Annotated in this window: 25 protein-coding genes; 18 read left to right on the top strand and 7 right to left on the bottom strand. The window is 49.8% G+C overall.

The genetic code is table 11. From position 1 onward, the window contains the following. Positions 1-72: 72 nt before the first annotated feature. Positions 73-342, top strand: coding sequence for a ribbon-helix-helix domain-containing protein (locus tag V7723_RS19770; RefSeq protein ID WP_443024200.1), 270 nt, complete (start codon positions 73-75; stop codon positions 340-342). A 12-nt stretch (positions 343-354) separates the two neighbouring features. Here V7723_RS19770 and V7723_RS07160 read toward each other — a convergent pair whose 3' ends face one another. The 4 genes from V7723_RS07160 to V7723_RS07145 are packed head-to-tail and all read right to left on the bottom strand — an operon-like array spanning position 355 to position 4,310. Beyond that, positions 355-1,230, bottom strand: coding sequence for an AEC family transporter (locus V7723_RS07160; protein WP_335683765.1), 876 nt, complete (start codon positions 1,228-1,230; stop codon positions 355-357). 14 nt (positions 1,231-1,244) lie between these two features. Continuing rightward, entirely contained in the window at positions 1,245-2,522 is a 1,278-nt protein-coding gene (locus V7723_RS07155; protein WP_335683764.1) for an HlyC/CorC family transporter, read from the bottom strand. A 35-nt stretch (positions 2,523-2,557) separates the two neighbouring features. Then, positions 2,558-3,703, bottom strand: coding sequence for a 3-dehydroquinate synthase (gene aroB / locus V7723_RS07150; RefSeq protein ID WP_335683763.1), 1,146 nt, complete (start codon positions 3,701-3,703; stop codon positions 2,558-2,560). Position 3,704: 1 nt separating this feature from the next. Continuing rightward, entirely contained in the window at positions 3,705-4,310 is a 606-nt protein-coding gene (locus tag V7723_RS07145) for a shikimate kinase (RefSeq protein WP_335683762.1), read from the bottom strand. 314 nt (positions 4,311-4,624) lie between these two features. On the opposite strand from V7723_RS07145, the gene V7723_RS07140 reads away from it, so the two are divergent. The 4 genes from V7723_RS07140 (at position 4,625) to V7723_RS07125 (ending at position 9,465) form a co-directional block, all read left to right on the top strand. Then, entirely contained in the window at positions 4,625-6,433 is a 1,809-nt protein-coding gene (locus tag V7723_RS07140) for a hypothetical protein (RefSeq protein ID WP_335683761.1), read from the top strand. Position 6,434: 1 nt separating this feature from the next. Further along, positions 6,435-7,337, top strand: coding sequence for a site-specific tyrosine recombinase XerD (gene xerD, locus V7723_RS07135; RefSeq protein WP_335683760.1), 903 nt, complete (start codon positions 6,435-6,437; stop codon positions 7,335-7,337). A gap of 87 nt (positions 7,338-7,424) precedes the next feature. Beyond that, positions 7,425-8,405, top strand: a complete 981-nt coding sequence (locus V7723_RS07130) for an HpcH/HpaI aldolase/citrate lyase family protein (RefSeq protein WP_335683759.1) — start codon at positions 7,425-7,427, stop codon at positions 8,403-8,405. A 103-nt stretch (positions 8,406-8,508) separates the two neighbouring features. Further along, positions 8,509-9,465 carry an acetyl-CoA carboxylase carboxyltransferase subunit alpha gene (locus V7723_RS07125; RefSeq protein WP_335683758.1) on the top strand — a complete coding sequence of 319 codons (957 nt, stop codon included), beginning with the start codon at positions 8,509-8,511 and terminating at the stop codon, positions 9,463-9,465. 9 nt (positions 9,466-9,474) lie between these two features. Here V7723_RS07125 and V7723_RS07120 read toward each other — a convergent pair whose 3' ends face one another. After that, positions 9,475-10,311, bottom strand: a complete 837-nt coding sequence (locus V7723_RS07120) for an SDR family NAD(P)-dependent oxidoreductase (RefSeq protein WP_335683757.1) — start codon at positions 10,309-10,311, stop codon at positions 9,475-9,477. A 150-nt stretch (positions 10,312-10,461) separates the two neighbouring features. On the opposite strand from V7723_RS07120, the gene V7723_RS07115 reads away from it, so the two are divergent. Beyond that, the gene (locus V7723_RS07115) at positions 10,462-11,703 is read left to right on the top strand and encodes an EAL domain-containing protein (RefSeq protein ID WP_335683756.1); all 1,242 of its coding nucleotides are present in this window, start codon (positions 10,462-10,464) and stop codon (positions 11,701-11,703) included. Positions 11,704-11,782: 79 nt separating this feature from the next. Further along, the gene (locus V7723_RS07110) at positions 11,783-12,658 is read left to right on the top strand and encodes a TIGR01459 family HAD-type hydrolase (protein WP_335683755.1); all 876 of its coding nucleotides are present in this window, start codon (positions 11,783-11,785) and stop codon (positions 12,656-12,658) included. A gap of 22 nt (positions 12,659-12,680) precedes the next feature. On the opposite strand, the gene V7723_RS07105 is transcribed toward V7723_RS07110, so the two are convergent. Further along, positions 12,681-13,295 carry a protein phosphatase CheZ gene (locus tag V7723_RS07105; RefSeq protein ID WP_335683754.1) on the bottom strand — a complete coding sequence of 205 codons (615 nt, stop codon included), beginning with the start codon at positions 13,293-13,295 and terminating at the stop codon, positions 12,681-12,683. After that, on the bottom strand, positions 13,295-13,681 hold the full coding sequence (locus V7723_RS07100; protein ID WP_335683753.1) for a response regulator: 387 nt from the start codon (positions 13,679-13,681) through the stop codon (positions 13,295-13,297). Before V7723_RS07100 ends, V7723_RS07105 begins: the two co-directional genes overlap by 1 nt. A gap of 248 nt (positions 13,682-13,929) precedes the next feature. On the opposite strand from V7723_RS07100, the gene V7723_RS07095 reads away from it, so the two are divergent. From V7723_RS07095 to V7723_RS07045, 11 genes are all read left to right on the top strand, one after another. Beyond that, positions 13,930-14,364 (top strand): MaoC family dehydratase, encoded by a 435-nt coding sequence (locus V7723_RS07095; protein WP_335683752.1) that lies wholly within the window; start codon positions 13,930-13,932, stop codon positions 14,362-14,364. Positions 14,365-14,404: 40 nt separating this feature from the next. After that, entirely contained in the window at positions 14,405-15,385 is a 981-nt protein-coding gene (locus tag V7723_RS07090) for a bifunctional riboflavin kinase/FAD synthetase (RefSeq protein WP_335683751.1), read from the top strand. Positions 15,386-15,399: 14 nt separating this feature from the next. Then, the gene (locus V7723_RS07085) at positions 15,400-15,684 is read left to right on the top strand and encodes a hypothetical protein (RefSeq protein ID WP_335683750.1); all 285 of its coding nucleotides are present in this window, start codon (positions 15,400-15,402) and stop codon (positions 15,682-15,684) included. A gap of 88 nt (positions 15,685-15,772) precedes the next feature. Further along, on the top strand, positions 15,773-18,592 hold the full coding sequence (gene ileS, locus V7723_RS07080) for an isoleucine--tRNA ligase (RefSeq protein WP_335683749.1): 2,820 nt from the start codon (positions 15,773-15,775) through the stop codon (positions 18,590-18,592). Positions 18,593-18,597: 5 nt separating this feature from the next. Further along, complete coding sequence (lspA, locus tag V7723_RS07075) at positions 18,598-19,074, top strand: signal peptidase II (protein ID WP_335683748.1); 477 nt, start codon at positions 18,598-18,600, stop codon at positions 19,072-19,074. Then, entirely contained in the window at positions 19,071-19,676 is a 606-nt protein-coding gene (locus V7723_RS07070; protein WP_335683747.1) for a DUF3035 domain-containing protein, read from the top strand. Before lspA ends, V7723_RS07070 begins: the two co-directional genes overlap by 4 nt. Positions 19,677-19,834: 158 nt before the next feature. Continuing rightward, positions 19,835-21,196, top strand: a complete 1,362-nt coding sequence (locus tag V7723_RS07065; protein WP_335683746.1) for a M16 family metallopeptidase — start codon at positions 19,835-19,837, stop codon at positions 21,194-21,196. Positions 21,197-21,205: 9 nt separating this feature from the next. Next, the gene (locus V7723_RS07060) at positions 21,206-22,555 is read left to right on the top strand and encodes a M16 family metallopeptidase (RefSeq protein ID WP_335683745.1); all 1,350 of its coding nucleotides are present in this window, start codon (positions 21,206-21,208) and stop codon (positions 22,553-22,555) included. Positions 22,556-22,642: 87 nt separating this feature from the next. Next, positions 22,643-24,475 carry a DNA mismatch repair endonuclease MutL gene (mutL, locus tag V7723_RS07055; RefSeq protein ID WP_335683744.1) on the top strand — a complete coding sequence of 611 codons (1,833 nt, stop codon included), beginning with the start codon at positions 22,643-22,645 and terminating at the stop codon, positions 24,473-24,475. Between the two features lie 36 nt (positions 24,476-24,511). After that, positions 24,512-25,705 carry an NAD(P)/FAD-dependent oxidoreductase gene (locus tag V7723_RS07050; protein ID WP_335683743.1) on the top strand — a complete coding sequence of 398 codons (1,194 nt, stop codon included), beginning with the start codon at positions 24,512-24,514 and terminating at the stop codon, positions 25,703-25,705. Next, positions 25,698-26,480 carry a phytanoyl-CoA dioxygenase family protein gene (locus tag V7723_RS07045; protein WP_335683742.1) on the top strand — a complete coding sequence of 261 codons (783 nt, stop codon included), beginning with the start codon at positions 25,698-25,700 and terminating at the stop codon, positions 26,478-26,480. The genes V7723_RS07050 and V7723_RS07045 overlap by 8 nt, the downstream gene beginning before the upstream one ends. The last annotated feature ends 5 nt before the right edge of the window (positions 26,481-26,485 follow it).

Raw genomic sequence — 26,485 nt, 5'->3', positions numbered from 1 at the left:
TACCTATATGCATCTATTAGGTGTGAAAAGTAATTTTACGCCATTATAAGTTGTATATCAAGGAGATCAGAAATGCAGACGCAACCTTCTCAAACACTCGTAAACAGGAATATCTCGATTACGGATCCCGTATCGGGCCGGTGTCATCGAACAAGCATTCGTCTGGAGAGGATCGAATGGACCGCTTTGCAGCGAATCTGTGAAAAGAAAGACATCTCGATAAACGATTTCTGCTGTCATGCTGACCGCGATGAAAAGCGGCGGGAGCATTCGCGAACCTCCCGCATTCGATCAGCAATTCTACATCATTATCTCGACGAAATACCTCTTCTCGATTCTTGATAAGGCACGGTTTCAGAGGATAAAAAGCAGAAGTGCCGGCAGCGTAATAAAAGAGAGAAGGGTGGAGATCAACACCATCCCTGCCACATGAGAATGCGCCCGTTTGTATCGAAGTGAAAATAAGTAATTGAAGACGGCGACCGGCATACTGCATTCCAAAATTATCACTCCGCGTTCCACACCTTCAAGGTTGAAAAGAAGAGCAAGCCCGTAGCCAACGGCAAAGCCCATGCTGAGCCTTAGGAGGGACAAACCTGTTGCCAGTTTTATATGACTAATGGATAAGCTCGCGAGGCTGACGCCAAGAGCCAAGAGCATAAGAGGAATTGTAAGGCTGCCGAGCAGGCCTGTTGTATTGTTAATCCATTGCGGTATCTCTATACCGAGAAATTTCGTTATCAATGCGATTGCAACAGCATAGATTAGGGGTGTTTTGGCCAATTGCAGAACAGAATTTGTACCTGAAGACAGCCACACACCAAAGGTAAATTGAATCATGGAAAAGACGGTAAACACGGCGATCGCCAATGCCAAGCCGGGCTCCCCGAAGGCAAAATAACATAGGGGAATACCCATATTTCCGGCATTGGGAAACATCAAGCCGGGAAGATAGTCCCGGATATTAAGTTTCAAGACGCTTAAAACAGCAAGTCCGATGATGCAAAACGAGACCGCAGCGATGGCAGCGATCATGGCAAATTCAAAAAACGCCGTCAGTTGCATATCCAGATTGTCGAGGGTCGTAAATATCAACAGGGGCGCGCCAATATTGGTCACCAATCCAGTGACAGTCTCTGTACTGAAAGCACGGCCCGATTTTGCCCAGTAGAAGCCCAATCCTGCAGTGATGACTACAGGCGCAATAATATTCAGAAGGATGTCAAACATGGAATTGGATCCGATCAGTTCGACAGTGCGGTCACACGCAGTTCTGTAATTTGATTATGCTCTTTTTGTAGAATTTCGAACTTATAGCCGTGGAAAATAAAAATCTGGCCGACGTCCGGAATTATCTGAGCTTCATGAATAACCAATCCGGCAACAGTCGCAGCCTCGTCATCGGGCAGTGACCAATTAAGCTGTCGGTTTAAATCGCGGATTGTAACATCGCCCTTTGTTACAATATTGCCTTCTTGCAGCATTTCCACATCACTGACTGCTACGTCATGTTCATCTGCAATATCACCAACAATTTCCTCTAGAATATCCTCTAAGGTCACAAGGCCCATTAGCGCGCCATATTCATCAACAACAAGAGCGAAGTGGCTTTTGCGTTCCAAAAAGGCGTTCAGTTGGCTTCGTAACGTTGTCGTTTCGGGAACGAACCAAGGCTCGACGATGATGTCTTCAATCTCAAGCTCATCATAGCCGCCGTTGAGAGGAATGATGGCGCGGAGTAAATCCTTGGCATGGACAACGCCAATAATATTCTCAGAATTTTTCCGCCATAAAGGCAACCGTGTATAGGGGCTCGCCAAAACCTGGTCGATGATTTCTTGCGTTGACTTGGAACAATCAACCATTTCCATGTTTTTGCGGTGAATCATAATTTCTGATAAATCGACTTCATCCATGTCCAAAATGGAATCGAGCATATACTTCTCATGTAGAATAACGCCGGCTTCTTCGGAATGCAGCTCAATGGCTCCGCGAAGTTCGTCTTGTGCGGCGTCGGTCAGTGTATCCCCGTCGTCTTCGGTATTTTTAACGCCGAACATACGTAATGTTATGTCTACGACGACATTAATGCCTAAAACGACCGGCGACAGAAAAAACACAGCAGGACGCAAAATTGGGGCGACAAATAAGGCCGTTGAAATGGACCTTCGCAGGGCGAATGTTTTCGGAAGAACTTCGGAAAAAATAAGAACAAGGGCGGTCATAATAATGGTTGCATAGGCAACACCAATATCGCCGAAAAGCGTAATAAAGAAGCTGGTCGCCAGTGCGGATGCCAGGATGTTAACCAGATTATTTCCAAGCAAAATAGCACTGATCAATTTCGTATGTTGATCGCGTAGACGGTTCACTAGATGTGCCCGCTTATCGCCGGCTTGCTCCATTTGATGGAGTCGAGCTCGGGAGGCACCGGTTAGAGCGGTTTCCGATCCCGAGAAAAAAGCGGACAATAACAACAGCAAGAATATTGCCAGAAGCAATAAAATAAGATCAAAGTCCATTGTGGTAGTTTCTTTCCCTCCTGTGGGTAAAATGGTTAGTTAGCAGAACTTAATTCGATCGTTAGGACATCCAGAACATCCGGAACAGCAACGTCTTGTGTCGTAAAGGCATTGCCGATTGCCTTTAGCAATATAAAAGTAAGCTTTCCGGCGCTTACCTTTTTGTCTTGACGCATGTGGTCCAGTAATCGGTCGCTCTGCCACGATAGACCGACAATATTCGGTACTTTTTGCGGTAGGCCGACGGATTGAAAATGTGAATGGATACGGTTGCCCTCTTGACCGGAAAGCAAACCCATCTTGACAGATAGTTCTGCGGCCATGATTATTCCAATGGCCACGGCTTCCCCGTGATTCAAATAGGGCCCATACCCTGTTTCAGCTTCCAATGCATGGCCGAACGTGTGCCCAAGGTTCAAGAGCGCGCGGACACCGCCTTCACGTTCATCTTGTGCAACAATCGCGGCTTTCGCCTTAACACTTTTTTCTACCGCTTTGATCCGTGCGGTGATATCCCCTTGAATAATTGCCGGTCCATTGGCTTCAAGCCATCCGAAAAAATCGAAATCTCCAAGCAACCCATATTTGACAACTTCAGCATAACCAGCAAGAAGCTCGCGCTTTGGCAAGCTGGATAGCAGACCAACATCCGCCAAGACCAGTTTCGGTTGGTAGAAAGCGCCAATTAGGTTTTTTCCTTGTGGTGCATTAATTCCTGTTTTGCCGCCAACCGAGCTATCGACTTGCGATAACAATGTGGTTGGAATCTGGATAAAATCAATTCCGCGACGCAATGTAGATGCAGCGAAGCCGGTCAAGTCACCAATAACGCCCCCGCCGAGGGCAATTAGTGCTTCATCACGTTGTATCTTGGCTTCCAACAGCTGATCCATCACTTTTTCATATGTCGCGAGGCTTTTGCTGCTTTCTCCCGCAGGAAGAATGATCGAAATATGGTCAATACCAACTTCCCCCAGTGATTTTGTCAGCCGTTCCAAATGTAGGGGGGCGACATTTTCATCGGTCAAGATGGCAACTCGAGAGCTGCGCAAGATTGGTTTCAAGTATGTACCGGCCTGCGACAGTAAATCGTCACCAATTACGATCTCGTACGAGCGCTCACCAAGGCTAACAGGAACCCGGGAGACGGCGGAAACATCGGTAGAAACAGGAATTGTCATTTTACTGATCGCTCGCCGCCGGGTTGAGCTTTGGCATCGATGCGAGAGCCGTAGTGATTTTTCCGACGACAATTTCGTGGGGACCTTCCCCACTGTCCGCGGTTAGATCTGCCAAACCATAAACAGGATATCTTTCATCCATCAAATTTTTGAGAATGTCTCTGGGATTACCCTTTTTCAAAAGCGGACGGTTATTTCGTTTCATGCAGCGTTTGTACAGCACGTCCAGCTCTGCGCGCAGCCAAACAGAAATACCTTTTTCTGCAATAAGAGATCGGGTTTCCTCATCCATATAGGCACCACCACCGGTGGCAAGCACATGGCGCGGACCGGCGAGCAAGCGGGCAATGACTTGCCGTTCGCCTTTTCGAAAAGCTTCTTCACCATGTTGCTCAAAGAACTCAGCCACGGAAAGATTAGACGCCTTTTCTATTTCAGTATCGGCATCTTTAAAGGGTAAACCCAGTTCGGCGGCCAGGCGACGGCCAACAGAACTCTTTCCCGCGCCCATCAATCCAACAAGAACAATAGACCTATGGTCCAGGTCGGTCACCGTGGATTCCCCGGCAGTTTCTGACATGACCGCGTCGTCACGTTGCATACTCATTTAATCACTTTTCTCTTAACCGTTGGCGCTTCATACTGATTACTTTCGCAAGGTTGTTGATGTGTCAGAACTAACCGTGCTAATCAATAAAGCCAAATTTAAGTCATAATCGCAGTTTAACAGCTAGAATAGCAACTGTTTTGCGGGTGCAGTGTCAAGTTTTGGCATTCAACTTTGGATAAAGTGGTCGGAAATGTCTAAATTCTCTCTCTTTTTGCTTTTTTTAGTGGCTGCCGGGGTAATTGGCGGCGGTGTATTCCTCTCTGCCTGGGATATCCCCGCGCCAACCGCGAAGGTCGAAAAGGTTATTCCGAATGACCAGTTCCCTAAGTAAACGCTTTTCTTCCGCTGTCGCGGTTTCATTGGTCGGATTAGTATTTTGTGCAGGTGTTGTTGCCGCGCAAGACAAACCGCGTAGTTTGGTCCCGAATTTGGACGGTTCTAAAACGACCACGAAAAACCTACAGACCGTGCCGGAGAAACCAGCCTCGCCTGTTTTCGGTGTTCCCGCTGCCGCGAACAAAACGGATGGCACGACAGGCCAATCGGCTCTAATTGTGAAATCACTGGGCGGCCTTGATGCTGCCTCTGTGGGTACGTTAGATGCTGCCACCGGCGGTTTCGGCGCCGGCATGTGGACGGGCACAACGCCCGAGCGTGTCGTCACGTTGCTTACCTATCTTCCTGTTTCTGCGGTATCTCCGGCAATGCAGGATTTGTTTCGTCGATTATTGCTCACTGCTGCGGTGATCCCGCAAGGCCTGGAAAAGCCAACGGAACTGATGTCTTTACGCTTAAGCAAATTGCAAGAGGCTGGACGGGTCGTTGATGCTTCCTTACTTGCTGAAAAAATTTCCCCGTCTGCGCTAACAGATGAGCTCATTATCGCCACCGTAAACCTGCAATTCTTACAAGGACAGAATGAACAGGCCTGCCGTCTAGTTAAGGCTGAAAAACTGCAAAGTGTCGATCAGTTCTGGATCAAAGCCGGTGTCTTCTGTGATTTGATAGATGAGGATTTTGAACAGGCTGAACTGGGAGCGGCATTGCTCGAAGAGCAAGGCGAATCGGATACTCTTTTTCTTGATCTGTTCGATCGATTAGCTGGCGGTAAGGCCGTCATTAGCGATGCGGATTTATTATTTTTACCGCTGCATTACGCAATGATCCGGCATGCAGATATAACCGTATCCTTTGAAGCTGCCGAAAAATCTGGCTACGATATTGTCTGGGCGCTGGCGATGCAGGAATCCGCCCAAAAAGGGCAGCGTCTTCGGGCTTCTTATCAGTCGCTCGCTGTCGGCAGTATTGGCCCGGAATTACCTCGTAAGCTGATTCTTGAGAACGCACTTGTTCAGCCAGCGGACGACGGAGACACTGTTGTGGAAATTGCCCAACTTTATCGATCAGTTGCCAGCCAGAAAGACAAAGAGGCATTAGCGTTGCATTTATCAGCTCTTTGGGCGGCGGGATTTCGGGACGAAAGCTATTTTGCCGCGACTCAGTTGAGTGCGCCGTTGCTGGCGGAAATACCGGCGGCAAGTCAGAGCGATAAATTTGAGATTGATGCTGTCCGGTTACTTCTCGCTGCCGAGGATACCGCGTCTGCCGCAATTTGGGAACGGGTCGCCCGACGGGCAGCGTTGCGCGGAACGCCAGAAGAACGGCTTGTTGCGCGAAAGAGAATTGATCGGGTGGATGCTTATATGCTGATATCCGGTGCCCCTGGAATAGCTCGTTGGAACCCCGCAACGTTTGATGCCGAGTCTTTTGTGCAGGGTGATGATCTTGAACGCGGGGAAAATGTCGGATTATTGTTGACGATATTGGATGTTTTTGACCAGAAAGTACCTGAACGTTTGTGGTCTGAAGCATTGGACTTAGGTCAAATTGCGCAACCCAGATATTCAAATCTCGTTATTGAGAAAAACCTGGAAACAGCGGCAGAGACTGGTCGTCTTGGAGAGACAATCGCGCTCTCTCTAACCGCTCTTGGCGAAGGTGGCCCATCATCGGTATCACTGACAACTCTGTCGAGAGTGCTGTCTGCCCTTAAAAAAATAGGGCTAGAAAAAGAAGCACGTGCTTTGGCGTTGGAAGCGGCAATTTTGAGAGATCTGTAATATGTCTTTACATCTCATAGAAGGGTTTCTGGAGATGTTGCTGACCGAAAGAGGTGCAGCTGCCAATACCATCGATGGCTACCGTCGGGATATGGAAGAATTTAATCGGTTCGTTTCGAAAAAAGGAACAAATTTGACTTCTTGCGGGCCTTCTGAAATTCAAAATTATCTAAAATCACTAGATGCTGCAGGGTTAATGAACAGCACGCAGGCGCGGCGTTTGAGCGCTATAAAACAATTTTTTTCATATATGCTTGGGGATGAATTTCGCAGCGACGACCCCTCTATGAATATCGATAGTCCGAGAGGGCAGCGTCGTTTGCCTAAATATCTCTCGGAAGAGGAAGTGGGCAGATTGCTGTCAGCGACGGAGGGAGCGGAGCCCAACAAGTTACGAATGGCGTCTCTTCTGCAACTATTATATGCGACAGGTTTGCGGGCAACTGAACTTGTGACTTTACCTTTTCCAGCGTTGCGTGATCAGGATCGTTTTCTGATTATTCGCGGGAAGGGGAATAAAGAAAGATTGGTTCCTGTAAATCAGTCTGCAAAGACAGCCCTTCAAAATTATCTTGAGATTCGGCATTGTTTTCTAGCTGACGAGAAACATTCTAAATGGCTCTACCCGTCGCGCGGCGAATTCGGGCATTTAACGCGTCAGAGATTTGGCCAGTTGTTGAAAGAGCTGGCGTTTGAAGCGAACATTGATCCAAAAAAAGTATCTCCGCATGTGCTCCGGCATGCTTTTGCCAGCCACCTTCTGGCAAATGGGGCCGATTTGCGAAGTTTGCAAAAAATGCTCGGACACTCTGATATCTCGACAACGCAAATTTACACGCATGTCCTACAGAAGCGTTTGATGGAAGTTGTTACGACGCATCATCCTCTCGCAGATGCAAAATAAATACCGTCAAACCTTGACTCTATGACGCGCCTGCAGCAATTTCCTCAGCAGAAAATTCAGTGAACTAAATAAAGAAGGTCCTGCCTCATGAGCTTTACAGTCCCAGAACCCTGTACATCCCGCCTTAATCGTTGTGAATTGGCCGTCCCCGGATCAAGCCCGCATATGTTTGAAAAAGCGGCGAAATCCGATGCTGATGCCATCTTCCTGGATTTAGAGGACGCGGTGGCCCCGAACGATAAAGCGCAAGCGCGTAAAAACATTATTGAAGCTCTCCACGATGTGGATTGGGGCGACAAAATCATGTCTGTACGGATCAATGGCCTAGATACACATTATATGTATCGCGATGTCGTTGATGTCTTGGAGCAGGGCGGTGAGCGTCTTGACCTGATCATGATCCCGAAAGTCGGAACAGCTGCCGACGTATATGCGCTTGATATGATGGCGACACAAATTGAGGCCGCTATGGGACGGAAAAAGAAAATCGGATTTGAGCTGATTATTGAAACAGCTCTCGGCATGCAAAACATTCATGAAATTTCTGCTGCAAGTAAGCGGAACGAGAGCCTGCATTTTGGTGTTGCTGATTATGCCGCGTCAACAAAGGCCCGGACAACCTCCATTGGCGGGCCCAACCCGCTTTACGGGGTTTTGACTGATCCGGCAGACGATGGGTCGCGAGATTTCCATTGGGGAGATATGTGGCATTATGCTATCGCCCGTATGGTCGTCGCTGCCCGTGCAAATGGATTGCGGGCGATTGATGGGCCGTTTGGTGATTTTTCAGACCCGGATGGGTATGTTGCACATGGAAATCGGGCGGCTATTCTGGGCTGCGAAGGCAAATGGGCAATTCATCCGAAACAGATCCCGTTGGCCAACGACATTTTTACGCCGGCCGAAGAAGAAGTCGCAAAAGCAAGACGTATCCTGGAAGCGATGGAAAAAGCCGTAGCTGAAGGTGCAGGAGCCGTCGCCCTGGACGGACGTCTTATTGACATTGCGTCCATTAAACAAGCGGAAGCACTTGTGGTCCAAGCTGAAATTATCGCGAACCGCAGCTGATAAGAAAACAAAATATTATTTATTGACCGAACGGTTCATTGACGTAACCGCTCGGTCGATTTATTAATCGGCCTCTGGGCAAAATGCGGAGCATTGAATATCTATGGATAATTTTCTTGATTTTGAGAAACCGATTGCTGATCTGGAAGGTAAGATCCGAGAGCTTGAAGGATTAGAGAGCGGCAGTGATATTGAGATCAATGAGGATATTACAAAGTTGCGCCAAAAGGCGACCCAACAGCTTAAACAGACATATGCGAAACTGACACCCTGGCAGAAAACCCAGGTCGCCCGTCATGTGGATCGTCCGAAACTGAACGAGATAACGGCCGAATTACTTGATGATTTTACGCCTCTTGCCGGGGATCGAGCGTTTGCGGACGATCATGCGATTATTGGTGGCATGGGCCGTTTTCGCGGCAAAACCGTAATGGTGATTGGAACCGAAAAAGGTAAAGATACGGAGTCACGGCTTCACCATAATTTTGGCATGGCGCGACCCGAAGGATACCGCAAGGCGCAGCGACTCATGAAGCTTGCGGATCAGTTTAATATTCCGATTTTGACTTTTATTGACACATCGGGCGCCTATCCCGGAATTGGCGCCGAAGAGCGAGGCCAGGCCGAGGCTATTGCCCGATCTATAGAAACCTGTCTCGATGTCCGTGTTCCGCTTATCGCGTCTATTGTTGGGGAAGGCGGATCTGGCGGTGCTGTTGCTCTGGCAAGCGCCAATAAAGTTCTGATGTTTTCAAACGCTATTTATTCGGTGATTTCTCCGGAAGGCTGTGCAGCTATTCTCTGGAAAACAAGAGACAAAGCGCAAGAAGCAGCAACTGCCATGAAACTGACAGCGCAAGATTTATTGGGGTTGAAGGTTATCGACCGGATCGTTGAAGAGCCTATCGGAGGGGCGCAACGCGACGTGCCAAAGGCGATTAACGCTCTCGGCGACGCGATTGAGGAGGAATTGCTCGAACTCTCTAAGAAGGAACCCGGCGAGCTCCGTGAAGAGCGCCGCAGGAAGTTCCTTGCTATTGGCCGATTGGAAACAAGCTAAGTCTCCGCATTATCCGCCGGTAAATGCTTTACCTAATTGTTTGACGCTTTCCTGATGCGCAGACCAATGCCGGCCGCCGATCATACCGCCATCGACCAGAAGATCTGCTGCATTTACAAAAGTTGAATCATCGGAAGCTAAAAATACCGCGGCTTTCGCAATATCTTCGGGCTGCCCGGCACGCCTGATTGGCTGGGCTTTCGACAGAACCTCTCCGGCGACACTTGCGGAATCTTCCGCGGCTTGTCCTGTTAAACCGAGAGCCTTGCCAAAAATACCGGTCGCTATGGCACCGGGAGAAATAGAATTTACCCTGATATTGGATTCGCCGAGCTCCATTGCGGCACTTCGCGTCAATTGTAGAACGGAAGCCTTCGCCGCGCTATATACCATGGATGTGGAATAGCCGGCGAGATGCCCGGCGATGCTGCCATTATTGATGATGCTGCCATAGCCTTGCGCTTTCATAATTGGCGCAACATGCTTGATACCTAACAGGACACCGCCGAATAAAAGGGCCATGGCTTCCATTGCTTTGGGGTAGTCGACGGTTTCGATACTGCCAACCGGAGCCGGACCTCCCGCGTTATTAAAAAGGCAATCGATCTGGCCAAACTTTTGTACGGTATCCGCCATTAGAGCCGCCATATCTGCCTCAACTGTCGCGTCTGCTTGGACGAAATGTACGGAATTGCCCAGCTTGTTCGCGATCGCCGCGCCTTCTTCAGCCCGACGACCGGTAAAAACCACTGTCGCGCCTTCTTGTGCGAAGATTTCTGTTGTGCTCAAGCCAATGCCACTTGTGCCGCCGGTGATGATCGCTACTTTGTTTTCCAATCGTCCCATTTTATGTTCTTCTTCTTTATTTGGAATAAAATTTTGCTCCGCCAGTATAGTTCGAATTTGATTTACGCAAAAAGCAAAATGAGATTAGTTTCCCAAATACGGAAATATGGCTAAACTAGTAGAAAGTATACATGGGGGAGTGAGAGTACGTTGCTGTATCATAGCATTATTATCGCAGCATATGCGCTGACCGCTGGCGTCATTGCTGTTCAGGCACCGAACTATATAAAGACCATTGATCCAGCCACCGGATATTGGGCCGCCGGTATATTCTTCCTGGCCTGTGCGCTGTTGCATGATTTTATCATGCGTCATGTTGAGCGGTCTCGTTTCCAAAGAGACTTGGTGCGAATGCGAGGCGATTTGGCGGTCGCAGAAACCGGCCTTGACCGGTTCGAGAATATCCTCGGCGGTCTTGCGGGCAAAGATGGCAACATGGATAGTTTTGCCGCTGAAATGCAGATGCTGCGCAAGCTTTTGAAGCAACTGTCAACCGAACAGGCGCCTTCAGAAGAAGAGTCTGAAGTTATCCTTTCCGCAGAATCTGAAGTTTCCGACAGTTTTGATTTTGGTGATGAAGAAGCTCCTGTTGAGCTGTCATCAGCAAATGAGGAGGAGCAACCAGCTTCTGTTGACGGCATGCCAAATGATGCTGAAATCCTCGAAATAGTGCGCTCTGGTCTGCAAGAAAACAAAGTTGATTTATATTTGCAGCCTGTCGTCAGGTTGCCGCAACGCCGCACGCTTTTCTACGAAGCATTTTCCAGAATTCGCGGGCCTAAAGGCGAAGTGATTACGCCTGGGCAGTATCTAAAGGTCGCCGAAGGAGCCGGTCTCATAGGGACCATCGATAATTTACTGCTGATCAGGTGCGTGCAACTTATTCGCAGGGTGCGTCAGCGAAATAGTGAAGTCGGTTTTTTTGTTAATATCTCGGCGCGGACGCTTCGCGATACGGCATTTTTCAACCAATTCATCGAATTTCTCGACCAAAATAACGACTTGAAAGACAGCTTGATTTTGGAATTCGCACAAGAAGAGGTGGATAGCGCAACGGAAACAGTAAAAAAAGGACTTGAGACGCTGGCGGAAATGGGGTTCTCCTTCTCAATGGATCGCGTTCAACGTCTGGATATGGATTTTCTGCTACTAGGGGCAGCAAACTTCCGATATTTGAAAGTTGCCGCTGCGGATCTATTGCCCGGTAGTACCGGTTTGCCGATGAATATCCATCCCGATGATTTGAGAGAAGCTTTATTGCGAGCGGACATAGAACTGATTGCCAGCATGATTGAGGATGAAGACACTGTCATCGGTTTACTGGATGTCGAGGTCGGGTTCGGGCAAGGCTATCTTTTCGGTGTCCCGCGGCCTCCTCAAGCAGAGAGCTAAGGTCATTATTCGCTACAATAATGCCAACTCTATGATTATAAAGCGGTACGCTTTACCTCATCCAGGATGATTGAATAAAATGACGTTTACCTTTCTGTCCGGTCTATCGGAGATCGTTGACCAGTATGATGCTTATGTTCTCGACCTATGGGGAGTTGTCCATAACGGGCACGATCCATATCCCGGCGCTCTGGAATGCATGGCAAATTTTCAACGCCATGGTAAGCCGACTATTTTGTTGTCCAACGCGCCAAGAACGAATGGCTATGTGATCGAGTTTTTGGAGGAAATTGGTGTTCCAAGATCTGCCTATGACTTGATTTTGACGTCCGGTGATATGACACGGAGTGTATTGGAACTAAGAGACCATGAGCTGATCCGCGAAGTCGGAACACATTTTTATCAGATCGGCGCAACGCGGGATAAGGGGTTAGATGACGGCCTGGACTATACGCGGGTTCATAAAATGTCCGATGCCGATTTCATCATCTGCACTGGATTGGTTGATGACAATATTGAAACACCAGAAAATTATCGCGCGACCCTGCTGGATGCGCTTGATCACGATTTACCGATGCTATGCGCTAACCCGGATCTGACCGTTATGCGGGGGCTCGCCAAACATTATTGTGCGGGGGCGATCGCCGCCCTTTACGAAGAACTGGGCGGCCGTGTCGCACTCTTCGGAAAACCTTATTCAGAAGCTTATCGTCGCGCGTTACAAACGCTCGATTTACCGACGAATAGCCGGATCCTCGCCATTGGCGATAGCATGCGCACGGATATTAAAGGTGCTCGGAACGCTGAACTAGATTGTGTTCTTGTGGGAGGCGGCATTCACGCGGAAGAATGGGGTATTGCAGAGGGCGAAATGCCTTCAATGGAACAAATCAACGAGATATCGCATCTGCATGGATTCACGCCGACATATGTCATGAGCCATATGACCTGGTGATCGAAGGAAAAGGTTTGTTTACTCAGTCAAATAAAGCGTCAATTTCCTGTTGAGCACTGGAAGCTTCTGGTTTTCCCTTTTTCATGTCTGATTTCGGTGAAACTTTTGTCTCTGGGTCTTCGTCGAACATTTGATCGACGAAATCCTGATCCACACCTTCACCAATAAGGGCCGGGCCATTTAGAAGGCTAGCGTCTTCATCATCGGATTCTACCGATTGGCTTGGTTGCTCGCCCACGCCGTCATAGCCCCATGCCTTTGTAAGTTTGGTCATATAGTCTTCTATATATTCCAGTGTCGAGACGACTTTGCTGATGCGCTGGCCGGTAATGTCCTGAAAGGAGCAGGCTTCAAATATTTCCATACAAGCATCATTGACCACATCAGGTTCTGTCACCTTCGCGGACATGATTTTTTCCGCGGCGGCCATGATCTGATTGGTCGCTGTTTCGGTCGATTCAACTATGGCATCAAGTTCTTTGCCCGCGCGGGGCAATTTATCTTCGCGAAGATCGCTGGGATGTATTTCAGCAATTTCGGTACGTGCTGAGACGATGAAATTCGCCAAATCCTGACAGTCCTGATGGAGTGCGGAAATGGAATCTTTCAAGTCCTTAACTTCGTTGTTACTCGACACTAGAAATCTCCAAGTACCGCAGAAATTTTGGTTTTAAGCGTGGCGGCGTTGAACGGTTTAACAATATAGTTATTGACGCCGGCTTTCTTTGCCGCAACGACGTTTTCCGTCTTAGATTCAGCGGTAATCATAATAAAGGGCGTTGTTTTGAGACCTTCGTCTGCCCGGACTTCTTTTAAAAGTTGAAATCCCGTCATCGGTTCCATATTCCAATCGGAAATGACTAGGCCATAGGGTTTCGTCCGCATTTTGGCGAGTGCCGCAGATCCGTCCGCTGCCTCGTCAACCGTATTGAAACCAAGCTGTTTCAAAAGATTACGAATGATACGCAGCATTGTTTTGTAGTCATCGACGATTAAAACCGACATATTCATATCGACAGCCATAGAAAATTCCTCTTATGTTTACTTAGTAATCTTGTTTAGGCCTCTCCGACGCTAGAATTGGAACGACCTGTCCTTGTTAAGAAGATTATTCGTAGAACCTAAAAGAATAGTTAATATTGATAACAATTTTAAGAAAATTTAGTGGTCAATACAAAAGGATGACTAATTTCCGGGCCGGCCTTGCTAGGAGCAAGAACTTCCTTCAGTATTGCGTCGCAACATAGAACTTAAAATTGATCGGGAATTGTATGTCTGTATTTGAAGAGCTACACGGGTATTATCTAGAAGATTTGACTGTCGGCATGAGTGCGCTTTATGCCAAGACCATTAGCGAGGCCGATATAGTCATGTATGCGGGCGTTTCCGGTGATACCAACCCTGTTCACTTGAATGCCGAATTTGCCGAGCATACAATGTTCAAAGAACGCATTGCGCATGGCATGTTGTCGGCCAGCCTACTATCGACAATATTTGGTACAAAGCTTCCTGGGCCCGGATCCATCTATATGAACCAATCACTGAATTTTAAGGCCCCGGTCTGCATCGGGGATACCGTTGTTGCAAAAGCAACAATTCGGGAGATAAATGGAAAACGAGTGTCGTTCGATTGTGGATGTACAATCGGGGATACGGTTGTGCTGGATGGAGAAGCAACTTTAATGGTATCAAAGCGTAACAAATAAAAATAAAAGTGAATACAAAACAGCGGAATGGCCTAAACCCATGCGAATAATACGTGACTATCAAAACGTTCCTGAAGAATGTCAGGGCTTGGTTCTGGCAATTGGAAATTTCGATGGTGTGCATAGGGGGCATCAGACGGTGATTGCCCATGCGCAAGACGCGGCGGATCGACTGGGAGTGCCCTCCGGTGTTTTGACGTTTGAGCCTCATCCGCGGGAATTTTTTGCGCCGGACGCACCGCCATTCCGTTTGTCGACTATGGAAACAAAGGCTGCCCATTTAAACTGGCTGGGTGTGGATGTCATGGCAGCTGTCAATTTTAATCTGGCCTTTTCGCAAAAAACGGCGGAAGAGTTTGTTAAAGATGTGCTTGTCGATGGATTTGGGGCAGTTCATGTCGTCGTTGGATATGATTTTATCTTTGGTCATAAACGGCAAGGAACGACCGTCGTTCTTGCAGAACTCGCGAAGAAGTATGGGTTTGACGTTACGGTTGTTGAGCCTGCCGGAGAAGAAACCGTTATTTTTTCTTCCACAGCCATTCGTGATTGCCTGAAGCAAGGGAACCCCTCGCAAGCGGCATCCTTACTTGGCCATTGGTGGGAAGTTGAAGGAGATGTCATCGAAGGCGACAAGAGAGGCCGCACAATCGGCTTTCCCACAGCCAATATTCCGCTCGTTGGATACCATCAGCCAAAACTGGGTGTGTATGCTGTTCGGGTTGGCTTGCATAAGGGAACCCATGTGGACTGGATCGACGGTGTCGCGAATTTTGGCAAGCGTCCAACCTTTGACAAGCAGGATGTTCTTTTGGAAGCCCATCTACTTGATTTTGATGACGATCTTTATGGCCAGACTCTGCGCGTCGCCTTCGTTGATTTTATACGTCCTGAAATGAAATTCGGCGGCATCGAGCAATTGGAAGCGCAGATCGCTGAAGATGTTAAAACAGCCTGCACATTGTTATCTGACAATAATAACCGTCAGGTGAAATATGCAGATAAGAAGGTCCATAACTAACGTATTATTTTTGCGTGCCGGGCAAGCTCTGGGATGCTGACGGAGCTTATGCGGTCTCCCCCAATCCGACTGTTCATAGATTGAAACTACTTTTCGGATTATTATATGCTGGAAACCGCAGAAATATCGCGATCAGCCTCTATGATTTCTCGACAGCGGCTGAGGGAGTTGATAAAAGACATCTCATGTTTGAAAATTCCGCCATTCACGGGAGCAAGCCGGCACACTGCTTTGCCAAATGCCGAATTATCGACCCGGCCTTTTATCATGAGGGCCGGGTGATACAGGCCCATGCCTGAAAATCAGGATATATGCCATAGGAATGAGGCGGATCAATGCCTCCTATTTACCGAAATTATGAGACACTGTTAGGATCAGTTTGCCAATATGAGCACTGACTATAAATCAACGCTATTCTTACCCCGTACTGACTTTCCAATGAAGGGCGGCCTGCCTGCAAAAGAGCCCGGGCTGCTTGAACGCTGGGAAAATATGGATCTGTTTGGCCGTCAGCGCGAACAGTCAAAGGACTGTGAGAAATTTATTCTTCATGATGGTCCTCCCTATGCTAACGGGAATTTGCATATCGGTCATGCCATGAACAAGATCCTGAAAGATGTGATCAGCCGGTCGCAGCAAATGATGGGCAAAAATTCGCATTATGTGCCGGGCTGGGATTGCCATGGTCTTCCCATCGAATGGAAAATCGAGGAAAAATACCGCAAAGCCGGTAAAGACAAAGACGAAGTCCCTGTTGTCGAATTTCGCAAAGAATGCCGGGAATTTGCCGCCCATTGGGTTGAAGTGCAAAAAGAAGAATTCAAGCGGCTTGGCGTGATTGGAGATTGGGAACGACCCTATACGACCATGAGCTTTGATGCGGAGGCCCAGATCGTTCGCGAGCTTTTGAAGTTCTCCATGAACGGCGGCTTGTACCGTGGCTCGAAACCGGTGATGTGGTCACCCGTCGAAAAGACCGCGTTGGCGGAAGCCGAACTTGAATATCATGACCATACGTCAACCACCATTCATGTGCGCTTTCCTGTGAAAAGTGGTCCTAATGACTTTATGGGCGCGACAATCGTTATCTGGACAACAACACCCTGGACCATGCCCGGCAACCGCGCCATTTCCTACGGCCCTGAAATGGACTATGTGGGATTTAAAGTCACGGATACAGATGAGGGATCGTTGGCGGTTGTCGGTGAGAAAATGTTTGTTGCCGCTGAATTGTTGGAAGATGTAAAAAAGGAAACGGGAATTACCGCTGTTGATGTCATCTGGGAAGGCAAGGGCGACGCCTTTAAAGACGTTATTTGCCAGCATCCGTTTAACGGTCAGGGATATGACTTTGACGTGCCGCTGATCAGCGGCGATCATGTGACAGTAGATGCGGGTACGGGTTTCGTGCATACGGCGCCAGGTCATGGTCAGGAAGATTATGAAGTCGGCCTGATCCACGGCATCGAAATTCCCCAAACCGTCAGCGAAGACGGGACTTTCTTCGCGCATGTACCGATGTTCGCTGGACAGCATGTGTATAAATGTAATGAAGGCGTGGCGGATGAGCTTGAAAAAGCAGGCGCCTTGTTGAAGCGCGGGAAACTTGTGCATTCCTATCCACATTCCTGGCGGTCGAAAGCACCGCTTATTTTCCGCAATACCAGTCAGTGGTTCATTTCGATGGAAACCAATGGTCTGCGGGAGACCGCCCTGAAAGCAATCGATGATACAAAATGGTATCCGGCTGCCGGGAGAAACCGCATTCATGCCATGATCGCGGGACGCCCGGACTGGGTGCTATCTCGGCAACGTGCATGGGGCGTACCAATTACCGTGTTCACGTCAAAAGAAACCGGTGAACTCTTACGCGATGAGACGGTCAATGCTCGTATTCTTGACATCATGGAAGCGGAAGGATCAGACGCCTGGTATTCATCCCCTGCCTCTCGCTTTTTGGGGACTGAACACGACGCAGATGATTTTGAAATGGCCACGGATATTCTGGATGTTTGGTTTGACTCAGGCTGTACCCATGCTTTCACACTGGAAAACCGGCCGGAGCTGCAATGGCCAGCTTCGCTCTATCTGGAAGGAACGGATCAGCATCGGGGCTGGTTCCATTCTTCCTTGCTTGAATCATGCGGAACCCGGGGACGGGCGCCTTATGATGCGGTGTTGACCCATGGCTTCGTGATGGACGGCCAGGGACGCAAAATGTCCAAATCCCTGGGAAATGTTGTCGCCCCGCAAAAAATAATTGACCAGAATGGTGCGGATATTCTTCGTCTGTGGGTTGTCGCGTCCGATTATTCGGAAGATATGCGGATCGGAAATGAGATCGTCAAAGGTCAGGTGGACAGCTATCGCCGTCTTCGCAACACCCTGCGGTTTATCCTGGGCAATCTTGATGACTGGGACGAAGCTGAGAAAATGGATGTCGCTGACATGCCCGAACTGGAGCAGTGGGTTTTTCATCGTCTGTCTGAACTTGACGAGATGATCCGCCACAACAGCAACAATTACGAATTCAGCAAACTTTTTTCTGCGATCCATAATTTCTGTACGCTCGAGCTGTCGGCGTTCTATTTCGACATTCGAAAAGACGTCCTGTATTGCGACGGACAGAATGACCCGCGCCGTCGGGCTGCTCGGACCATCCTCGATCAGTTGTTCCATTGTCTGACCGCTTGGTTGGCACCGATGCTGGTCTTTACGGCAGAAGAAACCTGGCTTACCCGCTTTCCTGGAGAAGACAGCAGTGTTCATCTTCGGCAGTTTCCGACGATCCCTTCGAACTGGCGCAATGACGCGCTGGACGAAAAATGGTCTAAAATCCGAGCTTTTCGACGTGTCGTTACCGGGGCTTTGGAAGTTGAACGGCGAGAGAAACGGATTGGCTCCAGCCTGCAAGCGGCGCCAACGGTCTATATATCGGCTGATTTCGCACCCATTCTTGAGGGGTTGGACCTTGCGGATATCTGCATCACGTCGGGCGTCGACTTGCAGGTTGCCGCAGCACCGGAAGGCGCGTTCACCTTGGAGGAAGTCCCCGGTGTTGCGGTGGTGCCGGCATTGGCAGATGGTGAAAAATGTGGGCGGTGCTGGAAAATTCTTGCGGAAGTAGGATCGCATGAAACGCATGATGATCTATGCGTGCGATGTGCAGATGTTGTCTCCACTCTTGATTTTCCGGTAGAGGCTTAATCTTTATGTTCCGTTTGGGGTTTTTGATCGCAGCAGCCATCGTCATTGTTGATCAGGTGAGTAAAACTTATCTTGTTGGCCTGATGGAACAGTATCCGGCGGGCATCGAGGTAACCTCTTTTTTCAATCTGGTTATGGTTTGGAACCGAGGTGTGAGTTTCGGCATGTTTGCTGGCGGGGATACGACGCGCTGGATATTGATCGGAATTTCGGTCGTGATTTCCATCGTTGTTTTGGTTTGGCTTAAAAAAGCCACAAACAAGCCCTTATCTATCGGCCTTGGATTGGTGCTGGGGGGCGCCATCGGAAATATTATCGATCGGATACATTACGGTGCTGTTGCCGATTTCTTTGATTTCGATCTGATTTTTATGCGATGGCCTGCTTTCAACGTCGCAGATATGGCCATTGTATGCGGTGTCATCTTGTTATTGCTGGAAAACTTGTTTCAGGGCAAAAAATCCGGTAAAATTGACGAATGAGTAAGGGAAAGTACGAAATGATGTTGTCAGGCCGCCTTTTTGGACTTGTAATCTTGGGAGCGATAGCTCTTACGGGCTGCGATAGTACGAAGCAAGCTCTTGGTATGAGTGGCAAGCAAGGCCCTGACGAATTTACGGTTATTACCAAAGCGCCGCTGATTATTCCTCCCGATTTTTCATTGCGTCCGCCAGCCCCGGGAACCAAGGGACCGCAGGACGCACTGTCCGACAATGCGGCAAAAGTGGCCCTGCTCGGAACTCAGGTCAATACGGCCTCTGTGACTCCGGCGGAAGCTCAGGCAGCCGGTGTTTCTGCGGGTGAGCTTGCCCTGCTGCGGGAAGCCGGGGCGGAAAATGCAGATCCGGGCATTCGGAAAATTGTCGATGACGAGACAATTATCCTCACCGAAAATGATGAAACCTTTATGGAAAAGGTCATGTTTTGGCAAGATCAGCCTCCGTTTGGAACCGTGGTTGACCCGAGCCAAGAGAAAAAACGGTTGCAGGAAAATGCAGCCCTGGGCGAGACCCCTGCCGATGGCCCGGCGACCCCAACGATCGAACGGCGGAAGCGTGCCCTTCTTGAAGGTCTCTTCGACTAATCGGCTAAAACACGGGTCAATTTCATTTGAAATAATGAGCAACACTTGTTTTTTGCCCGATCACTTCACAAATATATGTGCATAATTGCCTTGTAATTATTCCGGTAGCGTCTTTAATCATGGATATCGGGTACAGTGTCTGGAGGATGTCTATGAGAATGCGACCGAAACTAATTGTGATGTCGATCCTGGTATCGGTGATGACCTTTAGCGGCCTGCAACGGGCTGTAGGTGATGAAGAAATTCCGAAATTATTTGATCCAAAAACCACTGTTCTGGAGAATGGACTGGAAGTCGTCGTCATTGAAGACCACCGGGCGCCTGTCGTGACTCATATGGTTTGGTACAAGGCGGGGGCCGCGGACGAAGCCCCGCTTAAATCCGGTATCGCGCATTTCCTTGAGCATCTTATGTTCAAGGGAACCAAGACCTTGAAACCCGGTGAGTTTTCGAAGATCGTCGCCAAGAATGGCGGTCAGGAAAATGCCTTCACGTCTCAGGATTATACCGCCTATTACCAGAATGTGAGCGTCGACAAGCTGCCATTATTCATGGAGATGGAAGCGGATCGCATGGCCAATCTGGTGCTCAATGATGAAGCGGTGGGTCCGGAACTAAAAGTCGTTCTTGAAGAACGCTCACAACGCACGGACAATAATCCGGGCGGCTTGTTTGGCGAACAGTTTCAGGCGGCGCAATATTTGGCGCATCCTTACGGCACCCCTGTCATCGGATGGCGCCAGGAGCTTGAAAAACTAACTACTCAGGATGCCATCGACTGGTACAAGAAATACTATGCACCCAATAACGCCATATTGATTGTTGCCGGCGATGTTGATGCGGAAGAAGTGTTTGAACTTGCGCGCGAACATTATGGGCCGATTGCGGCCGTTGACCTTCCCGAAAGAAAACGGGTACAGGAGCCGCCGCAGCTGGCCAAACGCGTGGTTGAAATGAAAGACAAGCGTGTTCGGCAACCGTCCTGGCGACAGAGTTATCTGATGCCGCTTGATCAGAAAGCGGACGCAAAAAATAATCGGGCATTGGAAGTATTGAGTGAAATCCTGGGGGGAGGCACCACAAGCCGCCTGTATCGGGGTTTAGTCGTCACGGACAAAATTGCCTCCGGTGCTGGAGCGTATTTCAACTCAGGAAATATTGATAACTCTACGTTTGTCTTCTACGGCAGCCCGTCTTCCGGTCATACGCTGGAAGAGATTGAAGGGGCCGTGCATGATATCATCACGGACATTCAAACCAATGGTGTGACGGACGCGGAGCTTGATCGCGCCAGGCGTAACCTGATGGCGGAGGCTGTTTATGCCCGCGACAGTGTCCGCGGCGCGGCCAACATATTTGGTGCTTCATTGGCCAATGGCGAGACCATTGACGATATTGTCAACTGGCCGCAGCATATTTCTGAAGTCACTGCTGAAGACGTACAGAAGGCGGCGAACAGTATGTTTGATGAACGCCGCTCGGTTGTCGGCCGGTTGCTTCCCGATACAGACGAAAGTTAAGGAAAATCCATGAAAAAGCATCGGTTTCTCATCGCGGTTTTTGCCTGTTTCGTTTTTTATGGCACGACTTACGTATCGGCTGTCGCGGCTGAAATACGCGAAATTGTGACCCCGGGTGGCATAAAAGCATGGCTCGTTGAAGAACGCTCCATCCCCATTGTCAGCATGAAAGTTGCCTGGCAGGGCGGCGCCAGTCTGGATCCCGCGGATAAAGCCGGGATTGCTCATCTGGCATCGGCAACCATGGATGAAGGGGCTGGAGATCTGGATAGTATCAGTTTTCAGGAGCGGCTTTCTGATCTGGCCATAAAACTCAACTTTGACGCCGGAAAAGATACGTATTCGGGCAATTTGAAGACCCTCAGTGAGAATACGGATGAAGCCTTTCGCCTGTTTGGCTTGGCGATTACCGAGCCACGATTTGATGAGGAGCCGGTTGAAAGAATACGGGCCCAGATTTTGACCTCGCTGAACCGCAAATTATCAGACCCAAATAGTCTTGCCGGTCGCGCCTGGTTTGACATTGCTTTTAAAGGCCACCCCTATAGTCAGCCGTCTGAAGGGACGATTGAAACCATGTCGGCGGTTACCAAAGCAGATTTGGTTGAATTTGCGACAACACGGCTGGCCAAAGATAATATGGTGATTAGTGTTGTTGGCGATATAGGCGAAGAGGACCTGAAACGACTTCTTGATAAAACCTTCGGCGGGTTGCCGGACACTGCGGTGGCGTCGAAGGTGGCAGAAACAGCGCCGTTGCGCGAGGCCACGGTGAAAATTATCGATCAGGATATCCCGCAAAGTATTGTGATTTTTGGCGGCCAAGGCATCAAACGGGATGATCCGGACTATTACGCGGCGTATGTCTTGAACTATATTCTGGGCGGCAGCGGATTTGAATCTCGTCTGACCGATGAAATTCGGGAAAAACGGGGGTTGGTATACTCGGTTTATAGTTATCTCTATCCAATGGAATCCTCGGCGTTGCAAATGGGTGGTTTCGGCACCAGTAATGCGTCGGTCAAGGAGGCGTTGGAACTGGTTGGCGGGCTTGTGGCGGAAATCCGGGCGGACGGTGTTACTGCAGAAGAGCTTGCGGGCGCTAAAACCTACCTCAATGGATCCTTCCCGCTCAGTCTGTCATCGAACGCCAGCATCGCCGGCATTATGGTTGCCATGCAAATGAATGAATTGCCGACAGAGTATTTGCAACAACGGGCGGATCTGATTAACGCCGTGACACTTGATGATGTGAAGCGCGTCGCCCAAAAACTCCTTGATCCGGAGAACATGATTGTCGTCGTTGTGGGAAAGCCGGTTGATCTTGAACCCAAAGGGGCGGGCATAATGAGCCAGTAGTTTTTCTACTGGCTTAATTCTTCGTAGTTCTAGGATAAATGTCAGAAATTTGCTAGTAACGGGGAGGGATAACCCGCAAGGTAAAAAATGACACTCCGACGTCTTCCAGAAAATATCGTCAACCAGATAGCTGCCGGTGAAGTGGTTGAACGACCTGCGTCCGCTGTTAAAGAACTGGTGGAGAACGCCATCGATGCGGGGGCAACGAAAATTGATGTGGTGATGCGCGAAGGCGGGCGCACCTTGATAACAGTCACCGATAACGGCAGGGGCATGAATGCGGCAGAGCTTGAACTGTGTTTTGAACGGCATGCCACGTCGAAACTGCCAGACGATGACCTTGTGCATATTCAGAATCTGGGATTTCGCGGAGAGGCCATTCCGTCCATCGCCTCGGTGAGTCGGATGACCATCACCAGCCGGAATGACGGTGATGAAAACGCCTGGACCTTGTCCGTCGAAGGCGGACGCAAGGGTACTTTGGAGCCGGTTGGCGCCCCGCAAGGGACACGCGTGGAAGTTCGGGATATTTTCTTTGCGACGCCCGCTCGGTTGAAGTTTTTGAAAACAGTCCGCTCCGAGTTTGGCGCGGCCCTTGATGTGATCCGCCGCTTGGCCATGGCTTATCCGGCCATAGCGTTTACCTTGGCCGATGAAAAGCGGGTCGCCTTGCGGGTTAATTCTGCACAAGGTGATATGTTCGAGGCCTGGCTTGATCGTCTTGGCGCCATAATGGGCCGGGATTTTGCCGATAATTCGATCAAGATCGACGCTGAGCGCGACGGAGTGAAACTGTCCGGTTATGCAGGCGTGCCAACCTTTAACCGCGGTAACGCCACCATGCAGTTCATGTTCGTCAATGGCCGCCCGGTGCGCGACAAATTATTCACGGGCGCGGTGCGCGGCGCCTATATGGACCTACTGGCCCGCGACCGTCATCCGTTGCTGGCGTTATTTCTGGATGTCCCCGCCGATCACGTGGACGTAAACGTTCATCCAGCCAAAGCTGAAGTGCGGTTTCGTGACGCCGGCGGTGTCCGCGGCCTGATCGTCGGCGGATTACGACATGCCTTGGCGGAGCAGGGGCATCGCGCGTCGTCGACAATTTCGGGCCAGGCACTTGGGGCTTTTCAGGCTCAGTCAATGCCCCTGCCTTTTCAGTCTCGGGTGCAAAATGCAGATCATGGGCAATGGCGCGAAGGTGCCGGTGGCGGCATGACCCACGGGCTGGCGGATCAAGCCTATGCCTATCAGGCGCCTTTATCGTCACCGGGACAGCCGCAAGCTCCCGGCAGCCCGTTATCACCGGAACAGCACGGGCAAGTGCAGGAATTGCAGGCCTATCCCCTGGGGGCCGCCCGCAGCCAGCTGCACGAAACATATATCGTCTCGCAAACCACAAGCGGTCTCATCCTTGTCGATCAGCATGCCGCCCATGAGCGCCTGGTGATGGAGCGCATGAAGAAACAACTGGCGGAAAAGGACGTGGCGCGGCAGATATTGTTGTTGCCAGAAGTCGTCGAGCTTGATGAGGTTGCGGCCAATCGCATCGCCGAACGGGCAGAGGAGCTTTCTGAAATGGGGCTCGTGCTGGAGCCTTTCGGAATTGGTGCCATTGTTGTTCGCGAAACACCCGCCATGCTGGGTGAGTGTAATATCAAAGGACTGGTTCAGGATTTGGCGGACGATTTGGGCGAACTTGATACGGCCTTGGCTCTGAAAGATCGTCTGGATGATGTCTGCGCAACCATGGCGTGCCACGGCTCGGTACGGGCGGGGCGGCGCCTCAATATTGATGAAATGAACGCTCTCTTGCGAGAAATGGAAGTCACGCCCCATAGCGGACAATGCAATCATGGTCGGCCGACATATGTGGAGCTGCAATTGAGTGACATTGAAAAATTATTCGGTCGTCGCTAAAACGGTCGCGTCACAAGTCTTCAGGAAGTTTGCGTAATGTCCGCCGGATCATCTCAAAATTTTGATGTTGTCATCATCGGTGCCGGTGCGGCGGGACTGATGTGCGGTATAGAAGCTGGTCGGCGCGGGCGCCGGGTGCTGATTTTGGAAAAAGCGCGAAAAACCGGGCAGAAAATACTGATCTCCGGTGGTGGCCGCTGCAATTTTACCAACATGTTTGCGGCCCCGGACCGGTTCGTCTCACAGAATAAGCATTTTTGTAAGTCCGCCTTGCGGCAATTCACCCAATCCGACTTTATTGCCATGGTCGAAGCCGACGGCATTGCCTATCACGAGAAAAAACTCGGACAGCTTTTTTGTGACAGCAGCGCGTCCCAGATAATACAGATGCTGGAAACGGCCTGCGAACGTGCCAATGTTGCGATATGGTGCGATGCCGGCGCCGATAAAATCAAAAAGCGCGGGGAATTGTTTGAGATTATGGCCGGGGATCAGGTGATTACTGCCCAGAGCGTGGTCATCGCCAGCGGCGGGTTATCCATTCCAAAAATGGGTGCCAACGATTTTGCCTATCGGGTGGCCGCTGCTTTTGACCTGGACCTGGCGACGCCCCGCCCCGGGTTGGTGCCCTTGACGTTTGAAGCGGCGGATATGGAGCGGTTCGCCGGCCTTGCCGGGATTTCTGCCGATGTGGAAATTCGCTGCCAAAAAACCCGTTTCCGGGAGAACTTGCTCTTTACTCATCGCGGCTTAAGCGGCCCGGCTATTCTCCAAATCTCGTCGTTTTGGCAGCTTGGCCAGTCCCTCATAATTGATTTCTTGCCTGATTTGGATCTGGAAAGCCATCTGAAGGATTTGCGGCAACAACACCCAAAATCGCACATGGTCAAAATCCTGTCGGAGTATCTGGCGAGCCGATTGATCCCAAAGCTGTTGGGAGACTTGGTTACTGCGCCGGAAATAGGAAATTGCTCCGACAAAGTGATCGGAAATATTGTCGCGTCCCTTAAGCAGGTTGAAATCACCCCCAACGGATCGGAGGGGTATCGAAAGGCCGAAGTTACAGTTGGAGGTGTCAGCACAGCGGAATTGAGTTCGAAAACCATGGAAGCGAAAAAAGCGCCGGGATTATATTTTATCGGCGAGGCTGTTGATGTGACAGGGTTTCTAGGCGGATATAATTTTCAATGGGCGTGGTCATCAGGTTTTGTCGCGGGTCAATATGCGTAAACCCCTGGGGAAAGAGGCTTGGCTTAAGCTGGCACCGGGATTAACGGTTGGCACTGACGGATCACCCCCGCCGCTGGTTTTTCTGGACACGGACAAGGAGCGTTTGGCAAGTGCGCTCCATGACGAGGGGTATTTTCAAATGCCTCCCGTCTTTACAGAAGCGGAATTGGTGCCTGTGCGGAACGCGCTTTTGCATTTTCGGGACGAGAAAATTCCTCCCGTATATATCTATCTCTATGATCAGCCCTGGCACCTGTTCCATCGACTGACGCATTTAATTGGGCATTTTCTGGGGGATAAATATGCGATCCTTCCCAACCTTTGGGCCTGGCATCTTGCGGCGCCCGGTGAGGCGGGCTGGTCGCCACATCGTGATTGTGATGCGGATACGGTGTTTGATATTGGCGGCGACAAAATTTTAATGAGCCTCTCTCTTTGGCTGCCCCTTACCGATACGACACCTGAAAATGGCGGTATGTACGTCCTTCCACGGACCGCGCAGACGGGATCTGATGAGATAGATTTGACAAAGGGTGTCGCCTTGCCTGCCCGGGCAGGATCGGTACTTGGTTGGGCACAGGATCTATATCATTGGGGAGGTGAGTACACGGCAGACGCGTCAGGTCCAAGATTGAGTTTATCGCTTGAATTTCAGAACCGCGCCTTCGATCCCTTGATCGAACCGTTGCTGGATTTTTCGAAATTACCGTCTTTTGACGAAAGGCTGGCGTTGATCGACGCGCAATTTGCAAAGTACCGTCATATTGATCGCTAGGATCC

It is taken from the genome of Sneathiella sp. (assembly GCF_036960985.1).
Lineage (GTDB): Bacteria > Pseudomonadota > Alphaproteobacteria > Sneathiellales > Sneathiellaceae > Sneathiella.
This window is presented reverse-complemented; position numbering and strand designations above follow the sequence as displayed.

Bases quoted from the DNA above. Each gene is read 5' to 3' on its own strand.
- V7723_RS07090 (WP_335683751.1), top strand. From the start codon at position 14,405: ATGCGAATAATACGTGACTATCAAAACGTTCCTGAAGAATGTCAGGGC.
- lspA (WP_335683748.1), top strand. From the start codon at position 18,598: ATGTTCCGTTTGGGGTTTTTGATCGCAGCAGCCATCGTCATTGTTGAT.
- V7723_RS07155 (WP_335683764.1), bottom strand. From the start codon at position 2,522: ATGGACTTTGATCTTATTTTATTGCTTCTGGCAATATTCTTGCTGTTG.
- mutL (WP_335683744.1), top strand. From the start codon at position 22,643: ATGACACTCCGACGTCTTCCAGAAAATATCGTCAACCAGATAGCTGCC.
- V7723_RS19770 (WP_443024200.1), top strand. From the start codon at position 73: ATGCAGACGCAACCTTCTCAAACACTCGTAAACAGGAATATCTCGATT.
- V7723_RS07050 (WP_335683743.1), top strand. From the start codon at position 24,512: ATGTCCGCCGGATCATCTCAAAATTTTGATGTTGTCATCATCGGTGCC.
- xerD (WP_335683760.1), top strand. From the start codon at position 6,435: ATGTCTTTACATCTCATAGAAGGGTTTCTGGAGATGTTGCTGACCGAA.
- V7723_RS07160 (WP_335683765.1), bottom strand. From the start codon at position 1,230: ATGTTTGACATCCTTCTGAATATTATTGCGCCTGTAGTCATCACTGCA.
- V7723_RS07140 (WP_335683761.1), top strand. From the start codon at position 4,625: ATGACCAGTTCCCTAAGTAAACGCTTTTCTTCCGCTGTCGCGGTTTCA.
- aroB (WP_335683763.1), bottom strand. From the start codon at position 3,703: ATGACAATTCCTGTTTCTACCGATGTTTCCGCCGTCTCCCGGGTTCCT.
- ileS (WP_335683749.1), top strand. From the start codon at position 15,773: ATGAGCACTGACTATAAATCAACGCTATTCTTACCCCGTACTGACTTT.
- V7723_RS07060 (WP_335683745.1), top strand. From the start codon at position 21,206: ATGAAAAAGCATCGGTTTCTCATCGCGGTTTTTGCCTGTTTCGTTTTT.
- V7723_RS07070 (WP_335683747.1), top strand. From the start codon at position 19,071: ATGAGTAAGGGAAAGTACGAAATGATGTTGTCAGGCCGCCTTTTTGGA.
- V7723_RS07095 (WP_335683752.1), top strand. From the start codon at position 13,930: ATGTCTGTATTTGAAGAGCTACACGGGTATTATCTAGAAGATTTGACT.
- V7723_RS07100 (WP_335683753.1), bottom strand. From the start codon at position 13,681: ATGGCTGTCGATATGAATATGTCGGTTTTAATCGTCGATGACTACAAA.
- V7723_RS07145 (WP_335683762.1), bottom strand. From the start codon at position 4,310: ATGAGTATGCAACGTGACGACGCGGTCATGTCAGAAACTGCCGGGGAA.
- V7723_RS07130 (WP_335683759.1), top strand. From the start codon at position 7,425: ATGAGCTTTACAGTCCCAGAACCCTGTACATCCCGCCTTAATCGTTGT.
- V7723_RS07110 (WP_335683755.1), top strand. From the start codon at position 11,783: ATGACGTTTACCTTTCTGTCCGGTCTATCGGAGATCGTTGACCAGTAT.
- V7723_RS07045 (WP_335683742.1), top strand. From the start codon at position 25,698: ATGCGTAAACCCCTGGGGAAAGAGGCTTGGCTTAAGCTGGCACCGGGA.
- V7723_RS07125 (WP_335683758.1), top strand. From the start codon at position 8,509: ATGGATAATTTTCTTGATTTTGAGAAACCGATTGCTGATCTGGAAGGT.
- V7723_RS07120 (WP_335683757.1), bottom strand. From the start codon at position 10,311: ATGGGACGATTGGAAAACAAAGTAGCGATCATCACCGGCGGCACAAGT.
- V7723_RS07065 (WP_335683746.1), top strand. From the start codon at position 19,835: ATGCGACCGAAACTAATTGTGATGTCGATCCTGGTATCGGTGATGACC.